The sequence below is a fragment of the Roseomonas gilardii subsp. gilardii genome (assembly GCF_023078375.1).
GTDB lineage: Bacteria > Pseudomonadota > Alphaproteobacteria > Acetobacterales > Acetobacteraceae > Roseomonas > Roseomonas gilardii.
In genome coordinates this window covers 2,542,560-2,556,209 of record NZ_CP095554.1, presented here as the reverse complement: position 1 = coordinate 2,556,209, position 13,650 = coordinate 2,542,560, and the positions used below count along the sequence as shown (strand labels likewise).

The following is a 13,650-nucleotide window of genomic DNA, read 5'->3' as shown; positions in this document are numbered from 1 at the left end:
GGATGCTTCCCAGGCCCTCAGGCAAAGAAGCTGCCGGGCTTGCGCTGGGAGTTGTGGTGTCCCTCGATGTAGCGGACGGTGCCGGTCTTGGAGCGCATGATGATGGAATGCGTCACCGCGCCGCCCTTGGTGCGGCGCACGCCGCGCAGGAAGGCGCCCGAGGTCACGCCGGTGGCGGCGAACATCACATCGCCCTTGGCCATGTCCTCCACCAGGAACTTCCGGTGCGGATCGGCGATGCCCATCTCCTTGGCGCGGGCGATCTGGGCGTCGTCCTCATAGAGCAGGCGCCCCTGCATCTGGCCGCCGATGCAGCGCAGCGCCGCGGCCGCGAGCACGCCCTCCGGCGCGCCGCCGGAGCCCATGTAGATGTCGATGCCCGCCTCCGGCTGGGCGCAGGCGACCACGCCGGCCACGTCGCCATCGGGGATCAGGGTGATTCGGGCGCCGGCGCGGCGGCAGGCCTCGATCAGCGGCTTGTGGCGGTCGCGGCCCAGGGTGCAGACCATCAGGTCGTTGATCGAGACCTTCCTGGCCCTGGCTAGTTCGCGCAGGTTCTCCTCCGGCGAGGCGTCGAGATCGACGATGCCCGGCGGCAGGTCGGGGCCGACCGCGATCTTGTCCATGTAGATGTCGGGCGCGTGCAGGAAGCCGCCCTTCTCCGCCACGGCGAGCGTGGCGATGGAGTTCGGCCCGCCGGTGGCGCAGATGTTCGTGCCCTCCAGCGGGTCCACGGCGATGTCCATCTCCGGCCCGCCGAGGCCCACCTTCTCGCCGATATAGAGCATCGGCGCCTCATCCATCTCGCCCTCGCCGATCACCACGGTGCCGGAGATGGCGACTGCATCGAAGGCGCGGCGCATGGCGTCCACCGCCGCGCCGTCGGCGGCGTTCTTGTCGCCCCGCCCGATCCAGGAGGAGCAGGCGAGCGCCGCCGCCTCGGTCACCCGGACCAGTTCCATGACCAGGTTGCGGTCCGTCTTCAAGGACATGTTGCTCTCGCCCATCGCTTCCCGCTCTCCTCAGAAACTCTCGATCCGGATCAGCGCCGGGGATTCCAGCACCGTCTCCAAAGCCTCGATCCGCGCGATGGCCTTGCGCATCGCGCGTTCCGACGAATCATGCGTGGTCAGGACCACGGGCACCGCCTCCCCCGGTGCGCGGCCGCGCTGCAGCATGGATTCCAGGCTGATGCCGGAATCGCGCAGCGCGCCGGTCACGTCGGCGATCACGCCGGGGCGGTCCACCACCATCAGGCGGAGGTAATAGGCGCCGGTGCGCTCCTCCATCGGCAGGGAGGGCAGCGGGGCGAGGTCGTCCAGCCCGGCGCCCCAGACCGGCGTGTGCCGGTTGCGCGCGATGTCGATCAGGTCCGCGACCACGGCCGAGGCGGTCGGGCCGGCGCCGGCGCCGCGGCCTTCGAGCACCACGCGGCCGACGAAGTCGCCTTCCGCCACCACCGCGTTGAAGACGCCGTCCACGCGGGCCAGCGGGAAGGAGGCGGGCACCATGCAGGGATGCACCCGCGTTTCCACCCCACGCTCCCCGCAGCGGGCCAGGCCCAGCAGCTTGATGCGGTAGCCGAGTTCCTCGGCCAGCTTGATGTCGAGGGCGGTGACGTTGCGGATGCCCTCGACATGCACGGCGGAGAAATCCACCGGGCGGCCGAAGGCCAGCGCCGCCAGGATCGCCAGCTTGTGCGCCGCGTCCACGCCGTCGATGTCAAAGGAGGGATCGGCCTCGGCATAGCCGAGGCGCTGCGCGTCGGCGAGCGCCTCGGCGAATTCCCGCCCGCGCTCGCGCATCTGGGTCAGGATGTAGTTGCAGGTGCCGTTCAGGATGCCGGTGACACGCTGGAAGCGGTTCGCGGCCAGCCCCTCGCGCAGCGCCTTGATGACCGGAATGCCGCCGGCCACCGCTGCCTCGAAGGCCAGCGGCACGCCCTGCTTCTCCGCCGAATGGGCCAGGGCGGCGCCATGCACGGCGAGCAGCGCCTTGTTCGCCGTCACCACCGGCTTGCCGGCGGCCAGCGCGGCCTCCACCGTGGCGCGGGCCGCGCCCTCGGAGCCGCCGATCGCCTCGACCACCACATCCACCGCCGGATCATGGGCCAGCGCGGCCGGGTCGTCGTACCAGCGCAGCCCGTCGAGCGGGATGCCGCGGTCGCGCGAACGGTCGCGCGCCGCCACGGCGGTCACGGCGATGGGGCGGCCGGCGCGGGCGGCGATCAGCCCGGCATTGGTGCGCAGGATCTGCAGGGTGCCCGCGCCGACGGTGCCGAGACCGGCCAGGGCGACGGAAAGAGGACGGGTCAAGCGCGCACGAGCTCCGCGGACGAGTCGGTCGAGGGGCCGCCGTCGCCCGAGCCGGGCGCGGGTCCACCGTTATCGGCGGCGAGGAAGGAGCGGATGCCACGCAGCGCCTGACGGATGCGCTGCGCATTCTCCACCGTGGCGATGCGGACATGGCCGTCGCCGTATTCGCCGAAGCCGATGCCCGGCGCGACGGCCACCTTGGCCTTGGCCAGCAGCAGCTTGGAGAATTCCACCGAGCCGAGATGGGCGAAGCGCTCCGGGATCGGGGCCCAGACGAACATCGAGCCCTCCGGCAGCGGCACGTCCCAGCCCGCCTGCTTCAGCCCCTTCACCAGCAGGTCGCGGCGCTCCCGGTACAGGGTGCGCATCTCGGCCACGCAGTCCTGCGGGCCGTTCAGCGCGGCGGTGGCGGCCACCTGGATCGGCGTGAAGGCGCCGTAGTCGAGATAGGACTTCACCCGGGTCAGCGCGGCGATCAGCTTGCGGTTGCCGGCGGCGAAGCCCATGCGCCAGCCGGGCATGTTGTAGGTCTTGGACATGGAGGTGAACTCCACGGCCACGTCCTTGGCGCCCGGTACCTCCAGGATCGAGGGGGGATCTTGTCGCCGAAATACAGCTCGGCATAGGCGAGGTCGGAGAGCACGTAGAAGCCGTGCCGCTTCGCCATGGCCACGACCTCCCGGTAGAAGTCGAGATCCGCCAGCAGGGCCGTCGGGTTGGAGGGGAAGTTCACGATCAGCGCGGTGGGCGCCGGCACGGAATGGCGCACGGCGCGGTCGATGGCGCGCAGCATCTCCTCATCCGGCGTATGCGGGATCGAGCGCACCGAGGCGCCGGCGATGATGAAGCCGAACTGGTGGATCGGGTAGGACGGGTTGGGCACCAGGATCGTGTCGCCGGGCGAGGTGATGGCCTGGGCGAGATTGGCCAGCCCCTCCTTCGAGCCCAGCGTGGCCACCACCTCGGTCTCCGGGTCGAGCTGCACGTTGAAGCGGCGGGCGTAGTAGTTCGCCAGCGCCTTGCGCAGCCCGGGGATGCCCCTGGAGGCGGAATAGCGGTGGGTACGCGGATCCTGCACCGCCTCGACCAGCTTGGCCACGATATGCGGCGGCGTCGGGCTGTCGGGATTGCCCATGCCGAGGTCCACGATGTCCTCCGCGGCGGCACGCGCCTTGGCCTTGGCGCCGTTCACCTCGGCGAAGACATAGGGGGGAAGGCGGCGGATACGGTGGAAGTCGTCACTCATGGGTGTAGCCCTTCGGGCCCTCAATTCCTCGGAACGGCCAGGGTAGCCCTCCTCGCGCCGCAGCGCGAGGCCATCGCGCGACGCGTCTGCCGCGTGGCCGCCCCGCATCCCCGGGGCGGGCCGGTTCCCGCCTAGGGATTCGCCGGTTTCGGCGTGGTGGAGGGGGCCAGCAGATCCGCCGGCGGCGGTGCCGGGGGTGCGGGGGCCAGGGAGGGAGGGGGCGGCGCCAGCATCTCGGGCGGCGGGGCCGCGGGCGGCGCGCTGCCGGGATCGGGCGCGCCGGTGCGCAGCGTGGAGGTGGGGGTGCTGGGGCCGATGGCCGGGGCCGAGGCCAGGCGCGGCGGCGGCGGCGGGCTGTGCGGCACCTGGTCCGCCCCCGGGGAGGGCGGCGGCTCGGGCACCGGTGCGCCGGGCGCGATGGGCTGTGCCGCCGCGGCCCGGTTGGCGGCGAGCGCGGTGGTCAGTTGCTCGCGCACCGAAGCCTCGCCCCGGGCCGGGCGCGGCGGGATGCTGGCCAGGTTGGGAAAGCCCTGGTCCAGGCCCGGCGGCGCCTCGCGCCCGTTCAGGCCGTTGCCGCGGATCTCGCGCACGAAGTCGAAGGGCCCCTCGCCCGGCGAGCCGACGCAGGCGCCCAGGGACAGCAGGCCGCCCATGAGGACGCCCATGCGGACACCCAGGCGGGGCAGCGCGCGCAGGCGCGGCGCGTGCCGCACCGCCAAAAGCGGCGCGGCTGCTTGCCGCCCCCGCCCCCGCGACCTAGGTTTGATCGGCTTGTGGATCATCTGCACTTCCCGCCCGGCCGGGTCCCGCGGGGCATTCCCATCGGTCCATACCCTTCGGACCGAGGTTTGCCGCAGAACCGGCGAAGCGTGAAGCCACGATGCCGCAGGCGGGGAGAGCACCGGGAACACGCCGATGAGCCAGAGTGACAAGACGCCTGATCCTGGTTTCCGCCTGCCGGACCCCGCCCTGGTGAGCCGAACCATGGCCGATGTCGCGGAGCGCAGCCAGCGCATCGTGGCCGATTTCATCCGCCGCCAGGGCGATACCGCGGAGAAGCTGACCGGACGCACCGGCGGCCCGCCCCAGGTGGAGGGCGGCACGCCGCTCGATCCCTTCAACCTCGGCGGCGCCTTCATGGAGATGGCCAGCCGGCTGATGGCCAATCCGGCCAGGCTGATGCAGGCCCAGATGGGCTTCTGGCAGGACTACCTCACCCTCTGGGGCAACACCGCCCGCCGCATGATGGGGGGCGAGGTCAAGCCGGTCATCTCCGAGGACAGCAAGGACAAGCGCTTCAAGGACGATGCCTGGCGCGAGAACGAGGTCTTCGACTTCATCAAGCAGTCCTACCTGCTGTCCGCGCGGTACATGCAGAACGTGGTGCGGGGCACGGAGGGCGAGCTCGACCCGAAGAACGCCCAGAAGGTCGATTTCTACACGCGCCAGTTCGTGGATGCGATGAGCCCCACGAACTTCCTGATGACCAACCCGCAGGTGCTGCGCCGCACCGCCGAGACCGGCGGCGAGAACCTGCTGAAGGGCCTGACCAATCTCCTGAGCGATCTGGAGCGGGGCAAGGGCAACCTGCGCATCAGCATGACCGACCGCAGCAAGTTCGCGATCGGCGAGAACATCGCGGTGACGCCGGGCAAGGTGGTCTACCGCAACGAGCTGATGGAGCTGATCCAGTACTCGCCGACCACCGAGAAGGTGCTCAAGCGGCCGCTGCTGCTGCTGCCGCCCTGGATCAACAAGTTCTACATCCTCGACCTGCGGCCCAAGAACTCCCTCATCCGCTGGGCGGTGTCGCAGGGGCACACGGTCTTCGTCTGCTCCTGGGTCAATCCGGACGAGCGCCTCGCGGAGAAGGATTTCGAGGACTACATGAAGGAGGGGCCCTATGCCGCCCTGGACGCGATCCAGGAGGCCACGGGCGAGCGCAACGTCAACGCCATCGGCTACTGCCTCGGCGGCACGCTGCTGGCCGCGACGCTGGCGCATATGGCGGCGAAGCGGGACACGCGCATCAAGAGCGCCACCTTCTTCACCACCATGACGGATTTCGAGGAAGCCGGGGAGATCAGCGTCTTCATCGACGAGGTGCAGCTCAAGGCCGTCGAGCAGAAGATGGGGGAGCGTGGCTTCCTCGCCGGCGGGGAGATGGCCAACACCTTCAACATGCTCCGTGCCAACGACCTGATCTGGAGCTTCGTGGTCCAGAACTACCTGCTGGGGCAGGAGCCCTTCCCCTTCGACCTGCTGTTCTGGAACGACGACAGCACCCGCATGCCGGCGAAGATGCACAGCTTCTACCTGCGCCGCATGTACCAGCAGAACGATCTGGTGAAGCCGGGCGGGATCACGCTGGACGGGGTGCCGATCGACCTGCGGAAGATCAAGATCCCCGTCTATCTGCTCTCGACGCGCGAGGACCATATCGCGCCGTGGAAGAGCACCTATCGCGCCACGCAGATCTATGGCGGGCCGATCCGCTTCGTGCTCGCCGCCTCGGGCCATATCGCCGGGGTGGTGAACCCGCCCGAGAGCGGCAAGTACAGCCACTGGACCAACGAGGCCCTGCCGGCCGATCCGGACGAGTGGCTGGAAGGCGCCACGGAACTCGCCGGTTCCTGGTGGCCGGACTGGCAGCGCTGGGTCACGGGGCTGGACAACGCCATGGTGCCCGCCCGCGAGCCGGGCGCCGGGAAGCTGCCGGCCCTGTGCGACGCGCCCGGCGAATACGTGAAGGTGATGGCGCAGGATTGATCCGCGCGCCGGCGGGGGCTTCCGCCCCCGCTGCCGGGCCGATTCAGAAACCCGGTGTCGGGCGGAAGGAATCGTCCTCCAGCCCGCGCGTGCCGGTCAGCGAGGGATCGGCCGCGGGCTGCACCACCCAGCCATTCACCGAATCCAGACGCGCCACCTCCTGCGCCAGGGCGCCGAGCGCGATCTCGCTGTTCGGCAGGGGGCCCGGGTCGCGCAGCCGGGCGATCACCCGTTCCCCGCCATTGCGGAAGCGCCGCTCGTCGTCCAGCAGCGACTGGGCGCGGGCTTCCTGGCCATCGGCCAGATCCTGCGCGACCTGGGCCATGACCGCGGCCGCGTCCTGTCCCGTCACCTCCGGCTGGATGCCCAGGGCGTTCCGCACCTCTTCGCGGGCGGTATAGACGACCTGCCTGATCCCCGGGGAGACCGGGTTCCAGCGCGGATTGTGGGCCAGGTCGATGCAGAGCCATTCCAGGATCGCCGCGGCCCGCGCCATCCGCTCCGGATGGCCACGCAGCGCGGCGGCGCCGTTGCGGAAGGATTCGTCGAGTTCCCGGATCGCCTGCCGCCCCTGGTCGGGGCCGGTCAGCAGGCCGGGGGGCGGCGGGATCGCCCGGCGCGGCGTGCGCAGCTCGGCACAGGCGGCGAGCGGCAGCAGGGCCAGCAAGAGGATCTGTCGTTGCATAGGGTGTCTTCCCATCCCCGGCACGGCTCGGCAACCGCGCTGCTTCAGCCGTTTCAGGAGCCGGGGCCGCTGTCCAGATCCTTCGAGGCCCGCAGCAAGGCGAGGTTGGCCTCCGGCAGGCTGGGCAGGTGGCCGAGGCGCCGCAGCGTGTCCGGTGCGAAGACCGGGGGCGGCAGGGCGCTGCGCGCCGCTTCCTCGTCGCCCCGGGCCAGCGCCGCCGCCGCATCGGCCAGCCCGGCCATCACCACGGTCCCCGGTGCCCCGGGCTGGATGCCGAGCGCGGCGCGGAGGTTGTCGCGCGCCGCCAGCATGGCGGGGATGGTGATGGGGTTGCTGTGGGTGAAGGCGAGGTCGTGTGGCATCGCCGCCGCCAGCCATTCCAGCCGGATCGCGGCGATGGCGGCCTCGGCCGGCCTGCCCGCCACGATGCGCGTGTCGCGGAAGACCGGCATCGCGCCGTAGATCGCGGCGATGGCCGGGTCCTGCCCCGTCGCGGCGATGCGCGGCAGGGCGGGGGCGTTGCTTTCCGTGGCGCAGGCGGCGAGGCCGGCGAGCAGGAGCAGCGGCGGCAGGCGGCGGCGCCTCATTCGAGGCTCTGGCGGTGCCGTGCGGCGAGTTCCACGTAATGCGGGGCGGTGCGGGCGAAGATCGCCAGATCCTCCTCCGTCCGCTGCCGCGCCAGGCGCGCCGGGGCGCCGAGCCAGAGCTCGTTGCGGCGGATCACCTTGCCCGGCGCGAGCAGCCCGCCCGCCCCGATCATGCCGCCCGTCTCGATCACCGCGCGGTCCAGCACCGTGGCGCCCATGCCGACGAAGGCGCCATCCTCCAGCGTGCAGGCATGGATGATGCAGGCATGGCCGATCGTGACATCGGCGCCGATCCGCGTCGGCTCCCCGGCATTCAGGTGCACGATCGTGCCGTCCTGCACATTGGAGCGGGCGCCGACCGTGATCGCGGCGGTGTCGCCGCGCAGCACGCAGTTGTACCAGACGCTCGCCCCCTCCCCGATCTCCACATCGCCGATCACCACGGCGGTGGGGGCGATCCAGGCGGTGGGGTGGATGCGGGGGAGTTTGCCCTCGAAGGGGAGGATGTGGCCGGTGTGGCCGCTCATGCGGCCCTGCCCAGCCGCGCCTCGACATCGAGGCCCAGCATCAGGCCGAGATTCTGCACCGCCGCGCCCGAGGCGCCCTTGCCGAGATTGTCCAGCCGCGCCACCAGCACCGCCTGCGCCCGGGCATCGTTGCCGAAGACCCGCAGTTCCAGGTTGTTGGTGTCGTTCAGCGCCTCGGCCTCCAGCTTGCCGTTCGCCTCGGCGGGCATGACGCGCACCCAGGGGGAATCGGCATAGCGCGCCTCCAGCGCCGCGCGCAGGTCGGCCACGGAGGGCCTGCCCGGCAGCGTGTCGAGGTGCAGCGGGATGGAGACCAGCATGCCCTGCCGGAAATGGCCGACGCTCGGCACGAAGAGCGGGCGGCGCGTCAGGCCGGAATAGCGCTGCAGCTCCGCCACGTGCTTGTGCTCCAGCCCCAGGCCGTAGAGCTCGAAATTCGGCGCCTTGCCGCCCTCGTGCTCGGCGATCATCGCCTTGCCGCCGCCGGAATAGCCCGAGACGGCGTTCACCGTGACCGGGTGGTCCGCCGGGATGAGGCCGGCATCGACCAGCGGCCGCAGCAGGGCGATGCCGCCGGTGGGGTAGCAGCCGGGATTGCTCACGCGCGGGGCCTGGGCGATGGCGGTGGCCTGTTCCGGCGAGAGTTCGGGGAAGCCGTAGACCCAGTCCGGGTTCACCCGGTGGGCGGTCGAGGCGTCCAGCACCTTCGGCGCGTCGGCGCCCAGCGAGGCAGCCATGGCGGCGCTTTCCTTCGCCGCGTCGTCGGGCAGGCAGAGCACCACGGCATCCACCTCGGCCATCAGGGCGCGCTTGGCCTCCGGGTCCTTGCGGCGCTCCGCCGGCAGGGAGCGCAGCGCGACGCCCGGCAGGTTCTGCAGGCGCTCGACGATCTGCAGCCCCGTGGTGCCGGACTCGCCGTCCACGAAGACGGACGGCAGGGAACCCTTGGCCATGCGGAGAACTCCTCTCGCTCTCGGATGGGACACGGTGATGACGCAGGCACCGCGCCGGAACAACGGACAAGAACGTGAAAAAGGGCGGCCCCAGCGGGACCGCCCTTTTCCGGAACCAGATACGGCCCGGGCGCCAACCGGCGCCCGCCCCCGGTCAGCGCTTGCTGAACTGGAAGGAACGTCGGGCCTTGGCCTTGCCGTACTTCTTGCGCTCGACCACGCGCGGGTCGCGGGTCAGGAAGCCGGCCTTCTTCAGGATCGGGCGCAGGGCGGGCTCGTAATGGGTGAGCGCGCGGCTGACGCCGAGGCGCACCGCGCCGGCCTGGCCGGAGAGGCCACCGCCGACCACCGTGCAGATCACGTCGAACTGCTGGTAGCGGTCCGCGACCAGGAAGGGCTGGGCGATCAGCATCCGCAGCACCGGGCGGGCGAAGTACTTCGCCTGCGCCTTGCCGTTGACCTCGACCACGCCCTTGCCGGGCTTCAGCCAGACGCGGGCGATGGCGTTCTTGCGGCGGCCGGTCGCGTAGGCGCGGCCCTGGGCGTCGCGCTTCGGCTCACGGGTCACGGCGGCCGTGGTGCCCTCGCCGGCCGGGGTGCCGGCGACGAGGGTCTTGAGGTCGGCCAGGGAGTTGGCGCTGGAGTTGGCGCTGGTGTTCGTGGACTGGGTGTCGCTCACGGTCAGGCCACCTTGTTCTTGCGGTTCAGCGCCGCGATGTCGATCTTCGACGGCGTCTGACCGGCATGCGGGTGCTCGCCACCGGCATAGACATGGAGGTTGCGCATCTGCTGGCGGCCGAGGGGGCCACGGGTGATCATGCGCTCCACGGCCTTCTCGATCACGCGCTCGGGGAAACGACCCTCGAGGCGCTCACGCACCGTGCGGCCCTTGATGCCGCCGGCATAGCCGGTGTGCCAGTAGAACACGGACTGCTCGGCCTTGGCGCCGGTGACGCGGACCTTGTCGGCGTTGACGATCACGACGTGATCGCCGCAATCGACATGCGGGGTGAAGGTGGGCTTGTGCTTCCCGCGGAGGCGATTGGCGACCAGGGCGGCGAGGCGGCCGAGCACGAGGCCCTCCGCGTCGATCAGCACCCAGTCCTTCTTGACCTCCGCCGGCTTGATCGAGCGGGTCTGCGTCGAGAGCATGGCGATCCAGATGGTTCAGTAAGAGTGGCGCGGCATATCGCCGTCCTGGCGCTGTAAGTCAAGCCAAATCAGGGTTTTTTCGATGTGGTATTTTCATACCACAAATCCGGCGGCATTTCGTTACCACAAAATCGGCCCCTTTCCCGCTGCCGGAACGCGGGGCCGTGGCCATGTCCATGCGCGTGAAGCGCGCCCTCCTCCTGCTGCTGTTGCCGCTCGCCCTGCTGGGGGCGGCGCTGGCGGGATTCCTGCGCCTGCCCCCGGCCTGGGACCCTTTCGCGCCGCTGGACCTGCGGGCCGCGCCCAACCCGATGAGCCGGTTCAAGCTGGCGCAGATGAAATGGCAGCCGGAGCGCTGCTTCGCCGCCTTCGAGGCCGCCGGAATCCCCGTGCGCCGGGTCGTGGACCAGCCTTCGGACGAGGGGTGCGAGGTCCTGGATGCCCTGCGGCTGGATTTCGGGCCGCCGCTCGCCCCGGCGGCGCCCATGGCGACCTGCGCGGTGGGGGCCTCCTGGGCCATCTATGTCAACGCCATCCTCCAGCCCGCCGCGCGGGAGCATCTGGGGCAGGAGGTCGTGCGCATCCGGCAGCTCGGCACCTATGCCTGCCGCGCGGTGCGGGGCGGCCCCCAGGGCGGTATCGGGAGTGGTATCGGGGACCGCACCCGGCGCAGCCAGCATGCCACCGCCAATGCCCTTGATGTGGCGGGCTTCGTGCTGGCAGACGGGCGCGAGGTGTCGCTGGCCCGCGACTGGGACGATCCCGGGCCGCGCGGCGCCTTCCTGCACGCGGCGCGCGACGGCGCCTGCCGTGTCTTCGACGCCGTCCTGGGACCGGAGTACAACGCCTTGCACCGCGACCATTTCCATCTCGACCGCGGGCCCTGGCGGGCCTGCCGGTGAGCGCCCTGCCGGCGGGTGCGATGCCGCGTCCCGGAGAGGACCCGGTCACGGTGATCGGCGCCTCCGGCCGTTCCGGCGCGACGCTCTGCCGCTCCCTGGCCGGTGACGGCATCCCCTTCATCCCCGTGGTGCGGAGCGCGGAACGCTGGGCCGCCACCGGCCTGCCCGGTACGCCGCGGACCGCCGACCTGAAGGATGCCGCCGCCCTGCGCGCCGCGCTGGCGGATGCCACGCGCATCGTGTCCGGCGCCCATGCCCGGCATGCCCCGGCGATCCTGGCCGCCGCGCCGCCGGAGGCGCGGATCGTGCTGATGGGCAGCACGCGCCGCTTCTCCCGCTGGGCGGATGCGCATGGCGACGGTGTGCGCGCCGGCGAGGCGGCGCTGCTGGCCAGCGGCCGGAACGGCGTGATCCTGCACCCCACCATGATCTATGGCGCCCAGGGGGAGGACAATGTGCAGCGGCTGGCCGCGCTGATGCGCCGCCTGCCCGTCGCGCCCCTGCCCGGTGGCGGCCAGGCGCTGGTGCAGCCGATCCACCAGGACGACGTCACCGCCAGCCTGCGCGCCGCCCTGGCGCGGGACTGGAAGAGGCCACAGGCGCTGGTGATCGCCGGGCCGGAGGCGCTGCGCTATGCCGATTTCCTGCGCGCCGTCTGCCGTGCCGCCGGGGTGCGGGTGCCGCCGGTCCTGCCCGTGCCGCTGGCGCCGCTGCTGGCGCTGTCCCCCTTCACCCGGCTGCTGCCCTTCCTGCCCACCGTGCGGGCGAGCGAGCTGCGGCGGCTGACGGAGGACAAGGGGTTTGATATCGGGCCGATGCGGGCGGAGCTGGGCGTGGAGCCGCGGCCGCTGGAAGCGGGGCTGGCGAGCACCTTCGGGCGGGGGTGAGGCGGGCGCTCTTGCCTCCATTCCGGCCCGGCCCCAAACCACCGGGTGAAGACACAGAGCGAGGGCCGTCATGCCTGTCCTGAACCGTATCGCCGAGTTCCACGACGAGATGACCGCATGGCGGCAGGATTTCCACCGCCATCCGGAACTGGCCTATGAGGAGGTCCGCACCTCCGGCATCGTCGCGGAGAAGCTGCGGCAGTTCGGCTGCGACGAGGTCGTGACCGGCATCGCGAAGACGGGCGTGGTGGGGGTGATCCGGGGGCAGGAGCCGGGCGACGGCATCGGCTTCCGCGCCGATATGGACGCGCTGCCGATCCTGGAGGAGACGGGGCTCGACTATGCCTCCACGATCCCCGGCAAGATGCATGCCTGCGGCCATGACGGGCACACCACCATGCTGCTGGGTGCCGCGAAGTACCTGGCGGAGACGCGCAACTTCGCCGGCACGGCCTATGTGATCTTCCAGCCGGCCGAGGAGAATTTCGGCGGCGGCGACGCGATGGTGAAGGAGGGGCTGTTCGAGCGCTTTCCCATGACGCGCGTCTTCGGCATCCACAACTGGCCCAGCCTGCCGGCCGGGTAGTTCGGCTGGAAGGCCGGGCCGATCATGGCCGCCGTCGCCAACATCACCATCACCGTCACCGGCAAGGGCGCGCATGGCGCCATGCCGCATAACGGCAACGACCCGATCGTGATCGCGGCGCAGATCGTCTCCGCGCTGCAATCCATCGTGGCCCGCAATGTCGAGCCGGTGGAGGCCGGCGTCGTCACCATCGCGCATATCACCGGCGGCCATACCTTCAACGTGATCCCGGAGGTGGTGCGGATGCAGGGCACGGCGCGCTGGTTCAAGCCGGAGATCGGCGACCTGCTGGAGCGCAAGGTGCGTGAGATCGCGACCGGCATCGCGTCGGCCTTCGGCGCCAGCGCCGAGGTGGATTTCCAGCGCGCCTATCCGGCGACGGTGAACGAGGCGGAGAGCACGCGCCTCGCCGCCGGAGCCGCCGCGAAGGTGGTGGGCGAGAACCGCGTGATCGAGGTGGAGAAGCCGACCATGGGGGGCGAGGATTTCTCCTTCATGCTCAATGCGAAGGACGGGTCCTATCTGTTCCTCGGCGGTGGGCGGACGGGGCACGATCCCAACGTCCACCACCCGCTCTATGACTTCAACGACGAGATCCTGCCGGTCGGCGCCTCCTATTTCGCCACGCTGGCGGAACAGCTCCTGCCCCGCCGGGGCTGAGCGGCGGGGACAGCACGGTTGCGGGAGGGCGCTTGCCTCCCGCCGCCGGAATGGCCAGCCTGACCGGATGCGCATCTTGGCCCAGCGGCTTTCCTTCCGGCGTCCGGCCCGGGCTCGCCCCACCGCAAGGGGCTGGCGCCTTTCGCTTCTCGGCCTGCTGCTCGGGGCGCCGCTGCTGGGGGGCTGCGTCCAGGTCGTGGCGCCCGATCCCTATGCCTATTACGGGGCATCCGGTTCCGCCGCGGCGGCGGGTGCCGCGGCCGGCGCGGCAGCCGGTGCGGCCATGGGGGCGGCGATCGATGCCTCCCGGCCACCGGCCTCTTACAGTTATCCGGCCCCGGCCGTGCCGCCCTATCCGGGCCGCGCCTACGCCTATTGAGC

13 protein-coding genes and 2 pseudogenes are annotated in these 13,650 nt (G+C 71.2%); 5 read left to right on the top strand and 10 right to left on the bottom strand.

Features of this window, described 5'->3' with window-relative positions:
• Positions 1-17: 17 nt before the first annotated feature.
• The 4 genes and pseudogenes from glpX to MVG78_RS11600 form a co-directional block, all read right to left on the bottom strand.
• Complete coding sequence (gene glpX, locus MVG78_RS11615) at positions 18-992, bottom strand: class II fructose-bisphosphatase (protein WP_247551632.1); 975 nt, start codon at positions 990-992, stop codon at positions 18-20.
• A gap of 30 nt (positions 993-1,022) precedes the next feature.
• Entirely contained in the window at positions 1,023-2,315 is a 1,293-nt protein-coding gene (locus tag MVG78_RS11610; protein WP_247551630.1) for a homoserine dehydrogenase, read from the bottom strand.
• Positions 2,312-3,561, bottom strand: a pseudogene (locus tag MVG78_RS11605) (LL-diaminopimelate aminotransferase). The gene MVG78_RS11610 and the pseudogene MVG78_RS11605 overlap by 4 nt, the downstream one beginning before the upstream one ends.
• Positions 3,562-3,692: 131 nt before the next feature.
• Positions 3,693-4,226 (bottom strand): hypothetical protein, encoded by a 534-nt coding sequence (locus MVG78_RS11600; RefSeq protein WP_247551628.1) that lies wholly within the window; start codon positions 4,224-4,226, stop codon positions 3,693-3,695.
• 250 nt (positions 4,227-4,476) lie between these two features.
• On the opposite strand from MVG78_RS11600, the gene MVG78_RS11595 reads away from it, so the two are divergent.
• A complete protein-coding gene (locus tag MVG78_RS11595; RefSeq protein WP_247551626.1) occupies positions 4,477-6,330 on the top strand; it encodes a PHA/PHB synthase family protein in 1,854 nt (617 codons plus the stop codon).
• A gap of 43 nt (positions 6,331-6,373) precedes the next feature.
• On the opposite strand, the gene MVG78_RS11590 is transcribed toward MVG78_RS11595, so the two are convergent.
• From MVG78_RS11590 to rplM, 6 genes are all read right to left on the bottom strand, one after another.
• Entirely contained in the window at positions 6,374-7,015 is a 642-nt protein-coding gene (locus MVG78_RS11590; protein ID WP_247551624.1) for a hypothetical protein, read from the bottom strand.
• Between the two features lie 53 nt (positions 7,016-7,068).
• Positions 7,069-7,602 carry a hypothetical protein gene (locus tag MVG78_RS11585; protein ID WP_247551622.1) on the bottom strand — a complete coding sequence of 178 codons (534 nt, stop codon included), beginning with the start codon at positions 7,600-7,602 and terminating at the stop codon, positions 7,069-7,071.
• Positions 7,599-8,129 carry a gamma carbonic anhydrase family protein gene (locus MVG78_RS11580; RefSeq protein ID WP_247551620.1) on the bottom strand — a complete coding sequence of 177 codons (531 nt, stop codon included), beginning with the start codon at positions 8,127-8,129 and terminating at the stop codon, positions 7,599-7,601. Before MVG78_RS11580 ends, MVG78_RS11585 begins: the two co-directional genes overlap by 4 nt.
• Positions 8,126-9,082 (bottom strand): N-acetyl-gamma-glutamyl-phosphate reductase, encoded by a 957-nt coding sequence (argC, locus tag MVG78_RS11575; protein WP_247551618.1) that lies wholly within the window; start codon positions 9,080-9,082, stop codon positions 8,126-8,128. The genes MVG78_RS11580 and argC overlap by 4 nt, the downstream gene beginning before the upstream one ends.
• Positions 9,083-9,236: 154 nt before the next feature.
• Complete coding sequence (gene rpsI / locus MVG78_RS11570; RefSeq protein ID WP_247551616.1) at positions 9,237-9,761, bottom strand: 30S ribosomal protein S9; 525 nt, start codon at positions 9,759-9,761, stop codon at positions 9,237-9,239.
• Positions 9,762-9,763: 2 nt separating this feature from the next.
• Positions 9,764-10,234 (bottom strand): 50S ribosomal protein L13, encoded by a 471-nt coding sequence (gene rplM, locus MVG78_RS11565; protein WP_037224486.1) that lies wholly within the window; start codon positions 10,232-10,234, stop codon positions 9,764-9,766.
• Between the two features lie 170 nt (positions 10,235-10,404).
• On the opposite strand from rplM, the gene MVG78_RS11560 reads away from it, so the two are divergent.
• The 4 genes and pseudogenes from MVG78_RS11560 (at position 10,405) to MVG78_RS11545 (ending at position 13,648) form a co-directional block, all read left to right on the top strand.
• The gene (locus MVG78_RS11560; RefSeq protein ID WP_247560413.1) at positions 10,405-11,136 is read left to right on the top strand and encodes an extensin-like domain-containing protein; all 732 of its coding nucleotides are present in this window, start codon (positions 10,405-10,407) and stop codon (positions 11,134-11,136) included.
• Between the two features lie 20 nt (positions 11,137-11,156).
• Entirely contained in the window at positions 11,157-12,023 is an 867-nt protein-coding gene (locus MVG78_RS11555) for an SDR family oxidoreductase (protein WP_247551614.1), read from the top strand.
• A gap of 70 nt (positions 12,024-12,093) precedes the next feature.
• Positions 12,094-13,269, top strand: a pseudogene (locus MVG78_RS11550) (M20 aminoacylase family protein).
• Positions 13,270-13,345: 76 nt separating this feature from the next.
• Positions 13,346-13,648 carry a hypothetical protein gene (locus MVG78_RS11545; protein WP_247551612.1) on the top strand — a complete coding sequence of 101 codons (303 nt, stop codon included), beginning with the start codon at positions 13,346-13,348 and terminating at the stop codon, positions 13,646-13,648.
• Positions 13,649-13,650 lie beyond the last annotated feature (2 nt).